Annotated in this window: 18 protein-coding genes and 4 pseudogenes; all 22 read left to right on the top strand. The window is 64.8% G+C overall.

Features of this window, described 5'->3' with window-relative positions; genetic code table 11:
* Window positions 1-80 precede the first annotated feature (80 nt).
* Window positions 81-1,238: pseudogene (locus V3H18_RS12825) on the top strand (phage portal protein); the annotation flags it as partial.
* A gap of 166 nt (window positions 1,239-1,404) precedes the next feature.
* A complete protein-coding gene (locus V3H18_RS12820) occupies window positions 1,405-1,974 on the top strand; it encodes a hypothetical protein (protein WP_332082477.1) in 570 nt (189 codons plus the stop codon).
* A gap of 106 nt (window positions 1,975-2,080) precedes the next feature.
* A pseudogene (locus tag V3H18_RS12815) lies at window positions 2,081-2,629 on the top strand (phage portal protein); the annotation flags it as partial.
* Window positions 2,523-2,975: an RNase A-like domain-containing protein gene (locus tag V3H18_RS16685; RefSeq protein WP_408631787.1), complete on the top strand. Its 453-nt coding sequence runs from the start codon at window positions 2,523-2,525 to the stop codon at window positions 2,973-2,975. The pseudogene V3H18_RS12815 and the gene V3H18_RS16685, both read left to right, overlap by 107 nt.
* A 9-nt stretch (window positions 2,976-2,984) precedes the next feature.
* The gene (locus tag V3H18_RS12810; RefSeq protein ID WP_332082463.1) at window positions 2,985-3,290 is read left to right on the top strand and encodes a contact-dependent growth inhibition system immunity protein; all 306 of its coding nucleotides are present in this window, start codon (window positions 2,985-2,987) and stop codon (window positions 3,288-3,290) included.
* Window positions 3,291-3,312: 22 nt separating this feature from the next.
* Window positions 3,313-3,483, top strand: a pseudogene (locus V3H18_RS16680) (phage portal protein); the annotation flags it as partial.
* Window positions 3,484-3,566: 83 nt separating this feature from the next.
* Window positions 3,567-3,755 (top strand): hypothetical protein, encoded by a 189-nt coding sequence (locus V3H18_RS12800; protein ID WP_332082462.1) that lies wholly within the window; start codon window positions 3,567-3,569, stop codon window positions 3,753-3,755.
* Window positions 3,752-3,931: a histidine kinase gene (locus tag V3H18_RS12795; protein ID WP_332082461.1), complete on the top strand. Its 180-nt coding sequence runs from the start codon at window positions 3,752-3,754 to the stop codon at window positions 3,929-3,931. The genes V3H18_RS12800 and V3H18_RS12795 overlap by 4 nt, the downstream gene beginning before the upstream one ends.
* A complete protein-coding gene (locus V3H18_RS12790) occupies window positions 3,931-4,542 on the top strand; it encodes an HK97 family phage prohead protease (protein ID WP_332082460.1) in 612 nt (203 codons plus the stop codon). The genes V3H18_RS12795 and V3H18_RS12790 overlap by 1 nt, the downstream gene beginning before the upstream one ends.
* Window positions 4,543-4,681: 139 nt before the next feature.
* On the top strand, window positions 4,682-5,908 hold the full coding sequence (locus V3H18_RS12785; protein ID WP_332082459.1) for a phage major capsid protein: 1,227 nt from the start codon (window positions 4,682-4,684) through the stop codon (window positions 5,906-5,908).
* 78 nt (window positions 5,909-5,986) lie between these two features.
* Window positions 5,987-6,562 carry a head-tail connector protein gene (locus V3H18_RS12780; protein ID WP_332082458.1) on the top strand — a complete coding sequence of 192 codons (576 nt, stop codon included), beginning with the start codon at window positions 5,987-5,989 and terminating at the stop codon, window positions 6,560-6,562.
* Complete coding sequence (locus tag V3H18_RS12775) at window positions 6,559-6,888, top strand: phage head closure protein (protein WP_332082457.1); 330 nt, start codon at window positions 6,559-6,561, stop codon at window positions 6,886-6,888. Before V3H18_RS12780 ends, V3H18_RS12775 begins: the two co-directional genes overlap by 4 nt.
* Before the next feature lies 1 nt (window position 6,889).
* Window positions 6,890-7,297: a DUF3168 domain-containing protein gene (locus V3H18_RS12770; RefSeq protein ID WP_332082456.1), complete on the top strand. Its 408-nt coding sequence runs from the start codon at window positions 6,890-6,892 to the stop codon at window positions 7,295-7,297.
* A gap of 18 nt (window positions 7,298-7,315) precedes the next feature.
* Window positions 7,316-7,723: a phage major tail protein, TP901-1 family gene (locus V3H18_RS12765; protein ID WP_332082455.1), complete on the top strand. Its 408-nt coding sequence runs from the start codon at window positions 7,316-7,318 to the stop codon at window positions 7,721-7,723.
* A gap of 7 nt (window positions 7,724-7,730) precedes the next feature.
* Window positions 7,731-8,075, top strand: a complete 345-nt coding sequence (locus V3H18_RS12760; RefSeq protein ID WP_332082454.1) for a gene transfer agent family protein — start codon at window positions 7,731-7,733, stop codon at window positions 8,073-8,075.
* Window positions 8,076-8,098: 23 nt separating this feature from the next.
* Window positions 8,099-8,278, top strand: a pseudogene (locus tag V3H18_RS12755) (rcc01693 family protein); the annotation flags it as partial.
* 11 nt (window positions 8,279-8,289) lie between these two features.
* Entirely contained in the window at window positions 8,290-8,883 is a 594-nt protein-coding gene (locus tag V3H18_RS12750) for a phage tail tape measure protein (protein WP_332082453.1), read from the top strand.
* Window positions 8,884-8,898: 15 nt separating this feature from the next.
* Window positions 8,899-9,537, top strand: coding sequence for a DUF2460 domain-containing protein (locus V3H18_RS12745; RefSeq protein ID WP_332082452.1), 639 nt, complete (start codon window positions 8,899-8,901; stop codon window positions 9,535-9,537).
* A 10-nt stretch (window positions 9,538-9,547) separates the two neighbouring features.
* Window positions 9,548-10,438, top strand: coding sequence for a DUF2163 domain-containing protein (locus V3H18_RS12740; protein WP_332082451.1), 891 nt, complete (start codon window positions 9,548-9,550; stop codon window positions 10,436-10,438).
* Window positions 10,435-10,869, top strand: coding sequence for an NlpC/P60 family protein (locus V3H18_RS12735; protein ID WP_332082450.1), 435 nt, complete (start codon window positions 10,435-10,437; stop codon window positions 10,867-10,869). Before V3H18_RS12740 ends, V3H18_RS12735 begins: the two co-directional genes overlap by 4 nt.
* 148 nt (window positions 10,870-11,017) lie before the next feature.
* Window positions 11,018-14,899, top strand: a complete 3,882-nt coding sequence (locus V3H18_RS12730; RefSeq protein ID WP_332082449.1) for a baseplate multidomain protein megatron — start codon at window positions 11,018-11,020, stop codon at window positions 14,897-14,899.
* Window positions 14,900-14,908: 9 nt separating this feature from the next.
* Window positions 14,909-15,839: DUF2793 domain-containing protein (locus tag V3H18_RS12725; RefSeq protein ID WP_332082448.1), on the top strand; the 931-nt coding region annotated here is incomplete at its 3' end.

Below are 15,839 nucleotides of genomic sequence, written 5' to 3'. Positions count from 1 at the left end.
CCCGCTTGCGGGGAGAGGTGAGGTGAGGGGCTTGGGGATTTAGCGCCGCATCAGACGCATTCCTTTCAAAGGACCATTCGATGCCCTCTCTCTTCTCGCGACTCATCGGCGCGGTCGCGCCGACGCGCGAAACCAAATATTCGCGCGCGGCGAAGCTCCTCGCCATGCATGCGCTCGGACAGCCGCATTGGAGCGCGCGCAATTCGACGGTGCTGACGCGCGAAGGCTATGAGCGCAACGCCGTCTGCCATCGCTGCGTGCGCATGGTGGCGGAGGCCGCCGCCTCGGTGCCATGGCTGGTCTATGAGGGCCGCGACGAGGCGATCGACCATCCGCTGATCTCTCTCATCGAGCGGCCCAATCCGCTCGACACCAGCGCCTCCTTCATCGAGACGATCTGCGCCAATCTGCTGCTTTATGGAAACGCCTATGTCGAATCCGTTCTGATCGACGACGCGCTGCGCGAACTCTATGCGCTGCGCCCCGACCGCATGAGCATTGAGGCGGGGCGCAACGGCTGGCCCGCGGCCTTCATCTATCGCGCGCTCGGGCAGGAAGCGCGCTACGAAATGCGCGGCGAAGGCGTCGAGCCAATCCTGCACATCAAATTCTTCAACCCGCTCGACGATTATTACGGCTTTCCGCCGCTCGCCGCCGCGCAAGTGGCGCTCGACACGCATAACGCCGCGAGCTTCTGGAACAAGGCGCTCTTGGATAATTCCGCGCGCCCTTCCGGCGCCCTCGTCTATGCGGGGCCGGAAGGCGCGCATCTCACCGACGAGCAATTCTCGCGGCTGAAGGAAGAGCTGGAGGAGAATTTCTCTGGCGCGACAAACGCCGGCCGGCCGCTGCTGCTCGAAGGCGGGCTCGACTGGAAGGCGCTGTCGCTGTCGCCAAAGGACATGGATTTTGCCGAGTCGAAGGCGGGCGCCGCGCGCGAGATCGCGCTCGCCTTCGGCGTGCCGCCGCTGCTCCTGGGCCTGCCCGGCGACAACACCTTCAGCAATTACGCCGAGGCCAATCGCGCCTTCTGGCGGCAAACGGTGTTGCCGCTCGTCGCGCGCGTGCAGAAGAGCTTTCAGGCCTGGCTGCAGCCGGGCTTTGGCGCCTTTCGCCTCGACTATAACGCCGACCGTCTGGAGGCGCTGACGAGCGAACGCGCGGCCGAATGGGAGCGTGTCGGCAAGGCGGCTTTCCTCACGCTCGACGAACAGCGCGAGGCGGTGGGCTATGGCCCGGCGCGAACTCCATGCGGCTGCGGCGGAACAATGAAGCGGCTCGGAGACTATGACTTACTAGCTCTAGATGAACGCTGCGCCGAAGAATGGGCGTGGGCGCGAAGGCAGTGTGAGGAGCTTCTCGATTTGCCCAATCCACCGCGAGGCTTGACGGGTGGCTATACTGATGTCGAAAATTGCGCACGAGGCTTCGTCAGCGCAGCGTGTGGCGGGAATGCCGTTTAATGGGGTTGTGATGAAAATCCACGACAATTGCAGCGAGCTTTATCGCCGGGGCGACTGGAAAGCCTTGCACAGCGTGCTCGATAACGCCTCCCCTGGCCGCGACTCAGACGAGCGCAGCCAGATTGGTCGCTGGCGCGCAAGCGCCCTTTCAGCCGAAGGTCGCCATGAGGAGGCGATCGACGCTCTGCGCGGCATCCAATCCGAATGTCGATGCCGGGCGACGGTATCGAAACATATTGCCGAGAATCTGCGCCGGCTGGGCCGTGATATGGAAGCCATCGAAGAACTCAAGAATGCGCCATTGGCCGAAGAAAGGGATCGCTTTAGTGGGCTCGTCCTCGATGCAAAATATGTCCTTGCTCACCTGTTGGCGAGCAACGGCTTGGAGGTCAACAAGGCGATCCTCGACGATATTCCCGACAGCTATGTTCATATCACCGATCGCGGACAGAGAATCTCGAAAGCCGATCTGGTGGATATGATCTCCGGCAAGAAGAAAAGTTCGATCTAAGCTCCCCGCTTGGGACGAGAGGCGCGAGGCTTCGTCGGCGAGAGACGGAGCTCTCGAAGCATACTAGCTCGTTGCATCGATTGGCTTAGCCGATCTTTAGGCGAGTAACCCCGCGAGCTTCTGGAACAAGGCGCTCTTGGATAATTCCGCGCGCCCTTCCGGCGCCCTCGTCTATGCGGGGCCGGAAGGCGCGCATCTCACCGACGAGCAATTCTCGCGGCTGAAGGAAGAGCTGGAGGAGAATTTCTCTGGCGCGACAAACGCCGGCCGGCCGCTGCTGCTCGAAGGCGGGCTCGACTGGAAGGCGCTGTCGCTGTCGCCAAAGGACATGGATTTTGCCGAGTCGAAGGCGGGCGCCGCGCGCGAGATCGCGCTCGCCTTCGGCGTGCCGCCGCTGCTCCTGGGCCTGCCCGGCGACAACACCTTCAGCAATTACGCCGAGGCCAATCGCGCCTTCTGGCGGCAAACGGTGTTGCCGCTCGTCGCGCGCGTGCAGAAGAGCTTTCAGGCCTGGCTGCAGCCGGGCTTTGGCGCCTTTCGCCTCGACTATAACGCCGACCGTCTGGAAGCCTTGGCGAGCGAGCGCGCCGCCGAATGGGAACGCGTCGGCAAGGCCGCATTTCTTACGCTCGACGAACGTAGGAAAGAGCGATGAAAATCTGAAACAACGCAGCTTAAGGGCAAGAATCAGCTTCGGCCTTTTCCAATTGTGGAAACCACGCATAGGAACATTTCCTTCCTTGGGTGCGGCGAATAAATTGGTAAACTCTGCGCTTTCCCAAAATACCAACGTTGTTGACGATGTAATCAGCGGCCGTAGGAGCCACGCGGTCCTTGAGGCTTGGTTCAAGACACCGACGGGAAAGGAAGCTTTTGCGCCAAAATTCAACTCCTCTATCGTCATTCGGGACACGTACGGAGTGCGCGTTCTCATCAAACGCGATCGAGAGTCGACAAGAGGCTTTCGGATTTTCACGGCATACCCCATCAATCCAGACTAGGGTGCAGCTATGAAGCTTCCTGACGTATTTCAGCAACTCACAATCTTTTTTCACCAGGACCTGGACCCGGAATACGATACTCCCGAAGAACTGGTGCATAACGCCCTTTACTCATACTCGCCGGCAGAGCGACAGGCTCTCAAGGATTATATGAAAGAGCTGACCGACGGCAGATATGACGAAACGCAGCTGAGAGAAATCTGGCTGAAGAGCAAGGCTGAGGTCCTGCCCTTTTGGGGCGACGAGGGTAGCTGCGTCGAGTTTCTAAAATACTTGCGTAAATTGGTCGAGCAGGACGTTCCGCCGGAAAAATAGCTTCGACGGAGAGCACGCGAAGGAGGCGGGCGCCGCGCGCGAGATCGCGCTCGCCTTCGGCGTGCCGCCGCTGCTGCTGGGCCTGCCCGGCGACAACACCTTCAGCAATTACACTGAAGCCAATCGCGCCTTCTGGCGCCAGACCGTGCTGCCGCTCGTCGCGCGCATGCAGAAGAGCTTTCAGGCCTGGCTGGTCCTAATTTCCGAGCGCGCGCGGAGCGCGCGTCGGGAATGGCGCGACACATGCGCCGCACACCGGAAATACGAACGCACCCCATGTCCGACATTCTGAACGCCATATTGGAGCGCGGCGATCTCGCGCATCTCGCGCTGTTCCTCTGGGCCTGCGCGGCGACCGCGCAAGCCTATCTCGCCATGCGGGAACTCGGCGAGGCGACGCGCCGACTCGACGCCTTCGTGCGCGAACTCGCGCGTTTCAACCGTCATTTCAGGAGCGATCCATGACGCAAAGAAAATGGCCGCCGCAGATAATGAGACGCGCCCGCCCGCGGCGGGCGGCACGACGGCGCGAAGACCCGTCAACGGTCTTCAGGACCTTCGTCGAATTGCTCGCGCGATTGGGCGCCGAGGCGCGCACGGCGAGCCAAACGCAGCTCGGCGCCCAGGCGGAGAAGAGCTGATGCCGGCGCCACGCATAAAGACATTCGACGTCGGCGCGCCCGAAACCAAGCGCCTCGACCTGCCGCTTTCGCAAGCGAATGAGGCGGGCGTCTTTTCCGGTTACGCGAGCCTTTTCGGAATCGTCGATTCCGGCGGCGACATGGTGATGGCGGGCGCCTTCGCGCGTTCGCTCATCAAACGCGGCGCGTCAAGCGTGAAAATGCTGTGGCAGCATCAGGCCGCGGAGCCGATCGGCCTTTGGACCTCGATCGACGAAGATTCGCGCGGACTCAAAGTTGAAGGCCGACTCGATCTTTCCGTGGCGCGGGCGCGCGAGGCTTTGTCGCTGATGCGCAAGGGCGCGATCGACGGCCTCTCCATCGGCTTTCGCACGTTGCGTGCGACGACCGAAAAATCGACGGGGCTCCGCCGCTTGCACGAAATCGATCTGTGGGAAATCTCCATCGTCACTTTTCCCATGCTGCCGCAGGCGCGCATCGGCGCGGTGAAAGAGACCCGTCGCGAGGCGCCACGCGTCGAGGCGCTTGGCGCGAAGCTCGCGCGCCTGAAGGCGCAACAGGCGGCGCTCGAAATGACGCAGGCGCTGCGCCGGCTCTCTCGACCGCGCTGAACGATCGATCCGCGCCTCGCCGTCAGGCGCGGACTTGCCTATCAAGACGGCTTTTTAAAAACGCGAAACATCGCCCGACGGCCCGAGCCGCGCGGGGGATGTTCGCACGCGCAACCGACAACCGCCACGAGGCACATCTATGTCAGCACTTGAGACCAAAGCCGCCGGCGAAGAAATTCTCGCCGATCTCAACCGCGCCTTCAGCGCCTTCAAGGAAACCAACGACGAGCGCCTGGCGCAGCTCGAAAGCCGGCTCGGCGCCGATGTCGTGACCGATGAAAAGCTCGCGCGCATCGACCAGGCGCTCGACGACACCAAGAGCCGGCTCGATCGCCTGGCGCTCGAAATGTCGCGCCCACGCCTCGGCGGCAAGCTCGTCGACGACCAGAGCGGGCGCGAACATAAGAGCGCCTTTAATCATTATATGCGCTCCGGCGAAGCGAGCGGCCTCAAGGCGCTCGAAGCCAAAGCGCTGTCGCGCGGCTCCGGCCCCGACGGCGGCTATCTCGTGCCCATCCCGGCGGAGCGTGAAATTCTGCGCCGCCTCGCCAAACTCTCGCCGATCCGCGCGATCGCGAGCGTGCGGGAAATTTCGAGCGCCTCGCTGCGCCGCGCCTTTTCGACCACGGGGCCCGCAGCGGGATGGGTCGCGGAAGCGGATCCGCGTCCCCAGACCAATAATCAGCAGCTCGCCGACATGAGTTTTCCGGCGATGGAGCTTTACGCCATGCCGGCGGCGACGCAGGCGCTGCTCGACGACGCCGTCGTCGACATTGAGCAATGGATCGCCGAGGAAGTGCAGACCGCCTTCGCCGAACAGGAAGGCGCCGCATTCGTTACTGGCGACGGCGTCAATAAGCCTAAGGGCTTTCTCTCCTATACGACTGTCGCCGACGCGAGCTGGAGCTGGGGCAATATCGGCTATGTGCCGACAGGCGCCGCCGGCGCTTTCGCCGCGACCGATCCTTCCGACGCGCTGGTCAATCTTGTTTACGCATTGCGCGCGGGCTTCCGCCAGAACGGCAAATTCGTCATGGGAAGGCGGGCGCAATCGCTCGTGCGTCAGTTCAAGACGACGACGGGCGATTACATCTGGGCGCCGCCCGCGACCGCCGACGCTAGCGCCTCGCTGATGAACTTCCCGGTTGTCGAAGCCGAGGACATGCCCGATCCCGCGGCGAATTCGCTCTCCATCGCCTTCGGCGATTTCGAGCGCGGCTATGTGGTCGTCGACCGCGTCGGCATTCGCGTGCTGCGCGATCCCTATTCGGCGAAGCCCTATGTCCTCTTTTATACGACAAAGCGCGTCGGCGGCGGCGTGCAGAATTTCGAGGCGATCAAGCTGTTGAAATTCGCGGCGTCGTAAGCCGCTCCGCGCGCAATCTTCGAGGCCGCGACGAAAGCGTCGCGGCCTTTCTCTTTCCCCCAAAAGGCAGGAAGCGCGATGCGACCCATGCTGATCGGCGCGCCGGCGATCGAACCCGTCTCGCTCACTGAGGCAAAATCCTGGCTACGCGAAGACGGCGCCGACGAGGACGAATTGATCCAGACGCTCATCGTCGCGGCGCGGATGACGTTAGAGGCCTATACGCGGCGCTTCTTCGTCACCCAAAGCTGGCGCCTGACTCTCGACTGCTGGCCGAAATCGGTCGCCTCTAACGCAACGCTTTGCATTCCCTTCGCGCCCTTTCGCGCCGCGACCGCGATCCGCGTTTATGACGCAAACGACGCAGCCCAGACGATCGAGGCGCAGACGTATCGCGCGCCTGCCGCGAGCGAGGCCGGACGAATCTTCTTTAAGGCGTCGCCGGCCGCGCCGGGGCGCGCGACAGACGGGATCGAAATCGACTTCGCCGTCGGCTATGGCGCGCTCGCAAGCGATACGCCCGAGCCGCTGCGCCGCGCCATCCTCTTGCTTGTCGCGCATTGGCGCGAGAAGCGCGGCGACGTGAGCGACGACGCCCCGCCAAAAGCGGTCGCGCAGCTTGCCCTGCCCTTTCGCCGCGAGCGGCTGATATGAGCGCGCGCGCGACGATCGGCGCTTTGCGCCAGCGCGTGACGCTCGAGGCGCCCATAGATGCGCCCGACGGCGCCGGCGGCTTTTCGCAAAGCTATGCGCCGGTCGCGCAGCTTTGGGCGCGCATCGCGCCCAGTGGCGCGCGTGAGGATTTTGTCGAAGAACGGCTTGAGCAGACGGTTGGCCATGTCGTGACGATCCGCTGGCGCGCGGGCGTGACAAGCGGCATGCGCTTTCTCCATCGCGGGCGCAGGCTCGCCATTCGCGCCGTCTTCGATCCCGATGACGGCCGCCGCTTTCTTCAGTGCCAATGCGAAGAGATTTCGTGACATGAGCACGTCGCCCGTCCTCGCGTTGCGCAAGGCGATCCGCGCATATCTCCTCGCCGACGCCGGCTTTGCGGCGGAGCTTGGCGAGAAGATTTTCGACGAGGCGCCGCGCGGCGCCGAGCCGCCCTATGCGGTCTTTGGCGAATCGCAAATGCGCGACTGGTCCGCCGATCTCTCGCGCGGCGCCGAGCAGATATTCGTCCTCGGCCTCGTCTCGACGCTGCGGGGATTGAGCGAAGCGCTGGAACGCGCGCAGCGCATCGTCGATCTCCTCGACGAGGCGCCGCTTGTTCTGCAGGACAATCGACTGATCGACCTTCGCTTTCTTTCTCTCGAGACGCGACGCGAGCAATCTGGCCGCTTCGCCCGCGTCAACATGCGCTTCCGCGCTGTCACCGAATATCTCTAAATTTCCCGGAGCCCGACAATGGCCGCCCAGAAAGGCAAGGACCTTCTCTTGAAAATCAGCGACGGCGCGAGCTTCGTCACTGTCGCCGGCCTGCGCACCAGGCGCCTCGCGCTCAACGCCGACACGGTCGACGTCACCGACGCCGAGTCGAGCGGGCGCTGGCGCGAATTGCTGGACGGCGCCGGCGTCAAGCGCGCGAGCCTATCTGGAACCGGCGTCTTCAAGGATCAGGCCTCCGACGCCTTGTTGCGCCAGACTTTCTTCGACGGGCTGCTGCGCGATTGGCAGATCGTCATTCCCGGTTTCGGCGTTCTCTCTGGCCCGTTCCAGATCGCCAATCTCGACTATCGCGGCGAGCACGCGGGCGAAGTGACCTTCGATATTTCGCTCGAATCGGCAGGCGCGCTCGCCTTCTCCGCTCTGTGAGGAAACGATGGCGAATAGCAGACGCGGCGAAATCGACGCGATCATCGACGGCAAGAGCTATACGCTCTGCCTGACGCTCGGCGCGCTCGCCGAACTCGAAAGCGGATTGGGCGCGAGCGATCTCGTCGCGCTCGCCGGCCGTTTCGAGGAAAGGCGGCTTTCGGCGCGCGACATTCTGCGCATCATCGCCTGCGGCCTTCGCGGCGCTGGGCATCAGCTAAGCGACGACGACGTCGCCGCCATGAAAGTTTCGGGCGGCCTTGCGGGCTATGTGCGCATCGCGGCCGATCTTCTCGCCGCGACCTTCGGCGAGGCGCCCGAGGAGAATACGTCAAACCCTCCGAAGCCGTAGGACGCGCGCGCGAAGCGCGCCCGCCTTTCCCCTTTACGCGCGCCATGGCCTTCGGGTTCGGCGTCCTGCGGCTTTCTCCACGCGACTTCTGGTCGATGACGCCGCGCGAACTCTTCTTCGCCGCCGAGGGCGTCTACGGCCCAGCGCCCGGCGCGCCCGCGCGCGCGACATTAGACGAATTGATGCGCCGCTTTCCGGATTAAGGAGCTGAAACGTGGCTTCGAACGCCGATCATTTTCCCGACCCCTTCAACGCGCCGGGCGCGAACGAACGTTTCGCGACGCAGGATCTGCAAACAACAAAGCTGCTGCTGGATCAGATCAATGTCTCGGCGGGGAATGTCTCGAAAACGCTGGCCACAAGCTTCGTTTCCGCGACGGCGAGCGGCAGGAGCTTCAACGACGTGCTGGGGACGATCGCGCAATCGCTCGCGCGCATGGCGCTGCGCGCGGGCGCCAAGGCGCTTACGGAAGGATTGGCAAGCGGTCTGAGCGGCATGTTCTCGGGCGCCTTTAGCGGCGGGGCGCCTGTCGCGCCCTTCGCTCAGGGCGGCGTGGTGGCGAGCCCCGCCTATTTTTCGAGCGGGGGCGCCGTCGGCCTCGTGGGAGAGCGCGGCGCCGAAGCGATCATGCCGCTCGCGCGTGGGTCCGATGGGCGTCTCGGCGTCGTCTCCCAAAACGCCGGCGCGCGTCCGGTGAATGTCACGGTCAATATCGCCGCGCAGGACATCGAGAGCTTTCGCCGTTCCGAGGCGCAGATCACCGGCGCGCTGGCGCGCGCCGTCGCGCGCGGCCAGCGCAATCTCTAAACGGATACGCGCCGCATGAGCGATTTTCACGAAATACGCTTTCCGCTCGACGTGTCGCTCGGCGGGCGCGGCGGCCCGGAGCGGCGCACGGAGATCGTGACGCTCGGCTCCAATCGCGAAGCGCGCAACGCCCGCTGGGCGCATTCGCGCCGACGCTATGAGGCGGGCTACGGCGTCAAGAGTCTCGGCCAGCTTGCTGAGATCATCGAATTCTTCGAGGAGCGGCGCGGCCGGCTTTACGGCTTTCGCTGGCGCGACCGCGCCGATTGCGCCTCCTGCGCCCCGGGCGCGACGCCAAGCGCGATGGATCAGAGGATTGGGACTGGCGACGGCGCGCGGACGACCTTTCAGCTTATCAAGACTTACGGCGGCGCCTTTTCGGCCTATGCGCGCGAGATCGCAAAGCCCGTCGCCGGCAGCATGCGCGTCGCGGTCGACGGCGTCGAAAAAACGCCGCTCGAGGCGAGCGTCGATCCGACGACGGGAATTGTGACCTTTGCGCCTGGCGCCGTTCCGCCGGGAGGCGCCGCCGTCACCGCCGGCTATCTTTTCGACGTCCCCGTTCGCTTCGATACGGATTTTCTCGAAATCGACATGCAGGCCTTCGAGGCCGGCGCGATCCCGAATATCCCGGTGATCGAGATCGTCCCGTAAAGGAACTATGATGCTCTCGCTTTCCCCTTCCCTGCAGGAGAAGCTCGACCGGCGCGCGACGACCTTTTGCCATTGCTGGCGCCTCGCGCGCAATGACGGAACGGTGATGGGCTTCACCGACCATGACCGCGATCTGACTTTCAACGGCGTGACCTTTCGCGCGGGGCGCGGCCTTTCCGCTTCTCAACTCGAGACGAACGTCGGCCTTTCGCCGGGGAAGGGCGAAGCGGCAGGCGCCTTGAGCGACGACAGTCTTACGGAGACCGATCTTTTGAACGGACTCTATGACGGCGCGTCGGTCGAAACATGGCTCGTCGATTGGACGGATGCGACGGATCGCGCGCTTCTCGACGTCGCGACCATCGGCGAAGTGCGGCGCGGCGAAAAGGCCTTCGCGGCGGAGCTGCGTTCGGGCGCCCATGTCTTCGATCAGCAGCAGGGCCGCGCCTTTCAGCGCCATTGCGCCGCCGACCTTGGCGACGCGCGCTGCGGCTTTAATGTCATGGCGTCGGGATTTCACGCGACAGGCGCCATCATAGCCTTCGCCGGCGGCGTCATCGAAATGGATCTTTCCCAATCTTTCGACAGCGGCTTTTTCGCGGGTGGCGCGCTGATCTTCAATAGCGGCGAAAACGCCGGCGCGCGTTTTACGGTGAAGTCGCATCGGCAGGACGATCTGCGCGCCTCTATCGCGCTGTGGACGCCGCCGGGCGGCGCGATACTTCCAAGCGACGCCGTTCTGCTGACGGCGGGCTGCGACAAATCGCCGACAAGCTGCCAGGCGAAATTCGGCAATATCGTCAATTTCCGCGGCTTTCCGCATATGCCCGGCAATGATCGCGTCATCGCCTATCCGAGCTCGCTCGCGCCGGCGATGGACGGCGGGAGTTTCTTTCGATGATCGCGCGCGCCGAGATCGTCGTCGCCGCGCGGCGCTGGCTTGGCACGCCCTACGCGCATCAGGCTTCGCTCATCCATGTCGGCTGCGATTGCTTGGGGCTCGTGCGGGGCGTCTGGCGCGACGTCATGGGCGAAGAGCCGGAGGCCGCCCCCGCCTATACGCCCGATTGGGCCGAGGCGCTTGGCGCCGAAACGCTGTTTGAGGCTGCGCATCGGCATTTCCATCCTCTCGCCACAAGCGACTTTCGCGAAGGCGATATTCTTCTCTTTCGCTTTCGCGATCATCTGCCGGCGAAACATCTCGGCGTCGCGACGTCGCGCACGCATATGGCGCACGCTCACGCGGGGGTCTGCGTCGCCGAAGTCGCGATTGGCCCGCATTGGCGCAAGCGCCTCGCTGCGGCCTTCGCCTTTCCCGGCGTCGCGGACTGAATGCTTCGCATCTGTCATTCCCGATAGACCGAAGGTCTGATCGGGAACCCAGCGTCACGACGCGAGTCTTTCAAACTTGTTCTGGATTCCCGATCGCGCGCATAGCGCGCGTCGGGAATGACATCGCAAGCCTCCATAAGAGACCTTCATGGCGACGCTCGTATTGCAGACGGTCGGCTCCGTCGTCGGCGGCGCGGTCGGCGGCCCCATAGGCTCCTCCGTCGGCCGGCTGCTCGGCGGCTTCGGCGGCGCTTATATCGATAGCGCGCTGCAACCGCACGCGTCGCCGCGCTATTCCATCGGCCCGCGGCTCAAATCCATGGACGGGATCACCTCCACGGAAGGCGCCGGCGTGCCGCGAATCTATGGCCGGGCGCGCCTCGGCGGCCAGATGATCTGGGCTACGCGCTTTCTCGAACGCGTCAGCGTCTCCTTCGAGCAGACGCAGCGGCAGGGCAAGGGCGGAGGCGGAGGCGGCGCGCTCAGCATTCATTTCACCTATTCCTATTCGGCGAATTTCGCAATCGGACTATGCGAAGGGCCGATCGCCTTCGTGAGGCGCATCTGGGCCGACGGCTCCGAGCTCGACATGACGACGCTGCCGATCCGCATCTACAAGGGGAGCGAGGATCAGCAGCCGGACCCGCTGATCCTCGCCAAGGAAGGCGCCGAAAACGCGCCCGCCTATCGCGGCCTCGCCTATATCGTGTTCGAGGATCTGGCGCTCGCCTCCTTCGGCAATCGCATTCCACAATTCACCTTCGAAGTGGTGAAGCCGGTCGCGGGCCTTGGCGCGATGATCCGCGCGATCGACGTCATTCCTGGCGCGACGGAGGCTGGTTATCAACCGTCCTTGCAACTCAATTTCTGGTCGCCGGGCGCGACCAGCGCCGAGAACCGCCACCAATTGACGGCGCCGACGGATTGGACCGCCTCGATCGACGCGCTGCAGGCGCTTTGTCCCAATCTCGAAAGCGTCGCGCTGGTCGTCGCATGGTTCGGCGACGATCTGCGGGCCGAGCATTGCACGATCGCGCCGCGCGTCGACGCGCTCTTCAAGACGATCGGCCAGTTCAGCTTCATCTTCGGTCCGTTCTGGCCGCCGGACTGGTCGGTCGCGGGACAGGTGCGTTCGAGCGCGCGACTTGTGTCGCAAATCGACGGGCGCTCCGCCTATGGCGGCACGCCGAGCGACGCATCGGTCGCGGGCGCGCTCGCCGATCTCAAGGCGCGCGGATTGAGCGTGACCTTCTATCCTTTCGTGATGATGGATATTCCGCCGGGCAATGCCCTGCCGAACCCTTACACGGGGGAAGCTGGACAACCGCCCTTTCCCTGGCGCGGGCGCATCAGTTGCGATCCCGCGCCGGGACGCCCAGCTTCATCCGACGGAACCGCCGCGGCGGCGGCGCAGCTCGACGCTTTCTTCGCGCGCTATCGCGCTTTCATCCTGCATTACGCCAGTCTCTGCGCGGCGGCGGGCGGCGTCGACGCCTTTCTGATCGGATCGGAGCTCATTGGCTTGACGCGCGTGCGCTCCGGCCCGGGGCAATATCCCGCCGTCGCCGCGCTTGTCGCGCTCGCCGCCGAGGCAAAAGCAATCCTCGGCGCAGCGACGAAAATCTCCTACGCCGCCGACTGGACCGAATATGGCGCGCATGTTCCCGTCGCCGGCGAAGCGCGCTTTCCGCTCGATCCGCTGTGGGCGTCAAGCTCAGTCGATTTCGTCGGCGTCGACGTCTATTGGCCGCTCTCCGACTGGCGCGACGGCGACGCCCATCTCGACGCGCAGGAAGCTTCGAGCGTTTACGACCTTGACTATCTCAAATCGCGCGTCGCCTCGGGCGAAGCCTATGACTGGTTCTACGCCGACGCGAACGCCCGCGCCGATCAGATGCGCACGCCGATCGCCGACGGGCTCGGCAAGCCGTGGACGTTTCGCCAAAAGGATTTTCTTTCCTGGTGGTCGCAGCCGCATTACGAGCGCGTCGGCGGCGTTGAGCTTGCGGCGCCGACCGCCTGGATTCCGCAATCGAAGCCGATCTGGATCACGGAGACAGGATGTCCGGCCGTCGACCGCGGCGCGAACGCGCCAAACGTCTTTCCCGATCCGCGGTCGAGCGATGGCGGCCTTCCCTATTTCTCGCGCAACGGCCGCGACGATCTCATGCAGGCGCGTTTCATCGAGGCGATGATCGCGCATTTCGATCCGACGACGCAGGGCGGCGCGGCGCGCAATCCGACGTCGAGCCTTTATGGCGGACCCATGGTCGATCCCACGAGGCTTTACGTCTGGTGCTGGGACGCGCGGCCCTTTCCCGCTTTTCCGACGCAAAGCGACGCCTGGAGCGACGCGGCGAATTGGGAGACCGGCCATTGGCTCAACGGGCGTCTTGAAGGAACGCCGCTCGACCGCCTGCTGCCCGCGCTCGCCGGCGCCGTCGAAGCGCCCGGCCTTGCGACGCCGCGCCCAAACGTAAGCGGCTTTCTCGACGGCTATGTGCTGGAGCGGCCGCTGTCGCCGCGCGAGGCGATCGATCCGCTCGCCGCGCTTTACGGCTTCGACGCCGTCGTCCATGGCGGCGCGCTGCGCTTCGTCGAGCGGCGCGGACAGCCTCGAGGCGAAGTGACGGAAGACGATCTTGTCGCCGGCAAGGAAGCGACCCTCGTGACGCTGACGCGCGCGCAGGAAAGCGAATTGCCGCATGAGATCGCCCTCTCCTATTCGGATTCGGAAAACGACTTTCAGATGGCGCGCGTCTTGTCGCGCCGGCTCGAAGGACGCTCTGCGCGGCAGAGCGAAGCGCAGGCGGCTGTGATGACGCATCGCGCCCATGCGCAGGCGCTCGCCGACATCTGGCTGCAGGATCTCTGGTCCGGCCGCGAAACAGCGGAATTCACGCTGCGGCCGGGACTCGTCGCGCTGCAGGCGGGCGATCTCATCCGGCTCGGGGCAGCGGGCGGCGGCCGTTTGTTCCAAATTCAGAGCGTCACGGACGGCGCGGCCCGGCAAGTGCGCGCGCGAACGGCCGATCCTTCGGTCTATGACGCGGCGGCGGCGCTCATCGCACGCACGCCCATCGGCTCGCCGAAAATCTTCGGGCCGCCGCGCGTCGAGATTCTCGATCTCGCGCTCGCGCGCGACGAAGCGGCGCTTTCCTATGTCGCGGCCTTCGCCGATCCTTGGCCCGGGCCGCTCGCGATCTGGAGGATGGGCGCGGCGGCGGGCTTCGAGCCTTATGCAATGATCGAAAAACGCGCGACGATCGGCGATACGCGCGACATTTTGCGCGCGGGTCCGGCGGCGCGTTTCGACAATGGGGCGAGCGTCACCGTCGCGCTCGGGGGTGGGCAACTTGCTTCCGTCGGCGATCTCGCCGCGCTCGCGGGACGCGCGAGCATGGCGATCCGCGTCGACGGCGCATGGGAAATCTTCGCCTTCGCGCAAGCGGAGCTTGTCGGCGAGAGGACCTATCGCCTCTCGCGGCTCATTCGCGGCCTTGGCGGCGAGGAGCATCTCGCCGCGCGCGACGCGCCGGCGGGTTCGACCGTCGTGCTGCTCAATGACGCGCTTGTTCCGCTCGCGCGAAGCGCCGCCGAAATCGGCGCGCCGATCGACTATCGCATCGGTCCAGCGGATCGCGACTACGCCGATCCGATCTTCGCGCGGCCGACCGTCGCGGCGACGAACAAGGCGCTGCGCCCCTATGCGCCCACAAAAGCGCGCGCGCGGCGCATCGAGGCGGGAATCGTCGTCGATTTCATCAGGCGCGGGCGCCTCGACTCCGACGCATGGGAGACGCTCGACATTCCGCTTGGCGAAGCGCGCGAAGCCTATGAGGCGGATGTTTCGCTGCCTGGCGGCGCGACGCGCACGCTTGCCGCCGAGACGACCTCGCTTCTTTACCCCGCCGCCGACGAACTCGCCGATTTCAGCGCGCCGCAAAGCGCGCTGACGATTTCGCTCTATCAGATCAGCGCCGCCGTCGGGCGCGGCTTTCCGCTGACGGCGACGCTCGCGATCCAATAGGAATCGACCATGACGCAAACGACGCATCTTGCGCTGCCTTTCATCGAGGCGGCGCAGGCGCAAAAGCATGTCACGCATAATGAGGCGCTGGCGCTCATCGACGCCCTCGCGCATCTTTCCGTCGCCGAGCGCAATGTATTGGCGCCGCCCGGGGCGCCAACCGAAGGAGAGCGCCTGCTGATCGGCGCGGGAGCGACCGGCGCCTTTATGGGAAAGAGCGGCGAGATCGCGACCTTTCTCGCGGGCGGCTGGACATTTCTCTCGCCGCAAGCGGGCTGGCGCGCCTTTGTCGAAGCCGAGTCGCTCCTGCTGTTCTATGACGGCGCGCAATGGCGCGACCTCGGCCTGTCGTTGCGCGAATTGCAAAATCTGGCGCGGCTTGGAATTGGAACGAGCGCCGACGCCGCCAATCCGCTCAGCGTCAAACTCAACGCCGCGCTCTTCACCGCCAAAGGCGTCGGCGAAGGCGGCGCCGGCGATCTGCGCGTCACGCTCAATAAGGAGAGCGCGGCGAAGACGGTCTCGCAGCTCTATCAGTCGAACTGGTCCGGCCGCGCCGAGACGGGCTTAGCTGGCGACGATAATTTCCATGTGAAGGTATCGGCGGACGGCGCCTCCTGGAAAGAGGCGATCGTCATCGATCGCTCGACCGGCGAAGTCGCCTTTCCGAGCGGCGGCCCGACGAAGATTCTGACTTTTACGTCGAGCGGAACCTATACGCCGACAGCGGGAATGAAATTCATCGACGTCATTTTGATCGGCGGCGCGGGCGGGGGCGGCTCCGGCGGACGCGCGGGCGTTGGAGTCGCCGTGGCGGGCGGCGGCGGAGGTGGAGGAGGCGGCGTCGTCATGGGCCGGTTTACCGCCGCGCAAGTCGGCGCCTCGAAAGCCGTCGCGATTGGCGCTGGCGGCCCGGGCGGCGCCGTACAGACGACGAATT

This window comes from Methylocystis borbori (genome assembly GCF_036576025.1).
In the GTDB taxonomy this organism is placed as follows: Bacteria; Pseudomonadota; Alphaproteobacteria; order Rhizobiales; family Beijerinckiaceae; genus Methylocystis; species Methylocystis borbori.
This window is presented reverse-complemented; position numbering and strand designations above follow the sequence as displayed.

What these genes read in the sequence shown, in the direction of transcription:
- V3H18_RS12820 (WP_332082477.1), top strand. Translation starts at nt 1,405, where the DNA reads ATGTCGAAAATTGCGCACGAGGCTTCGTCAGCGCAGCGTGTGGCGGGA.
- V3H18_RS12810 (WP_332082463.1), top strand. Translation starts at nt 2,985, where the DNA reads ATGAAGCTTCCTGACGTATTTCAGCAACTCACAATCTTTTTTCACCAG.
- V3H18_RS12800 (WP_332082462.1), top strand. Translation starts at nt 3,567, where the DNA reads ATGTCCGACATTCTGAACGCCATATTGGAGCGCGGCGATCTCGCGCAT.
- V3H18_RS12795 (WP_332082461.1), top strand. Translation starts at nt 3,752, where the DNA reads ATGACGCAAAGAAAATGGCCGCCGCAGATAATGAGACGCGCCCGCCCG.
- V3H18_RS12790 (WP_332082460.1), top strand. Translation starts at nt 3,931, where the DNA reads ATGCCGGCGCCACGCATAAAGACATTCGACGTCGGCGCGCCCGAAACC.
- V3H18_RS12785 (WP_332082459.1), top strand. Translation starts at nt 4,682, where the DNA reads ATGTCAGCACTTGAGACCAAAGCCGCCGGCGAAGAAATTCTCGCCGAT.
- V3H18_RS12780 (WP_332082458.1), top strand. Translation starts at nt 5,987, where the DNA reads ATGCGACCCATGCTGATCGGCGCGCCGGCGATCGAACCCGTCTCGCTC.
- V3H18_RS12775 (WP_332082457.1), top strand. Translation starts at nt 6,559, where the DNA reads ATGAGCGCGCGCGCGACGATCGGCGCTTTGCGCCAGCGCGTGACGCTC.
- V3H18_RS12770 (WP_332082456.1), top strand. Translation starts at nt 6,890, where the DNA reads ATGAGCACGTCGCCCGTCCTCGCGTTGCGCAAGGCGATCCGCGCATAT.
- V3H18_RS12765 (WP_332082455.1), top strand. Translation starts at nt 7,316, where the DNA reads ATGGCCGCCCAGAAAGGCAAGGACCTTCTCTTGAAAATCAGCGACGGC.
- V3H18_RS12760 (WP_332082454.1), top strand. Translation starts at nt 7,731, where the DNA reads ATGGCGAATAGCAGACGCGGCGAAATCGACGCGATCATCGACGGCAAG.
- V3H18_RS12745 (WP_332082452.1), top strand. Translation starts at nt 8,899, where the DNA reads ATGAGCGATTTTCACGAAATACGCTTTCCGCTCGACGTGTCGCTCGGC.
- V3H18_RS12740 (WP_332082451.1), top strand. Translation starts at nt 9,548, where the DNA reads ATGCTCTCGCTTTCCCCTTCCCTGCAGGAGAAGCTCGACCGGCGCGCG.
- V3H18_RS12735 (WP_332082450.1), top strand. Translation starts at nt 10,435, where the DNA reads ATGATCGCGCGCGCCGAGATCGTCGTCGCCGCGCGGCGCTGGCTTGGC.
- V3H18_RS12730 (WP_332082449.1), top strand. Translation starts at nt 11,018, where the DNA reads ATGGCGACGCTCGTATTGCAGACGGTCGGCTCCGTCGTCGGCGGCGCG.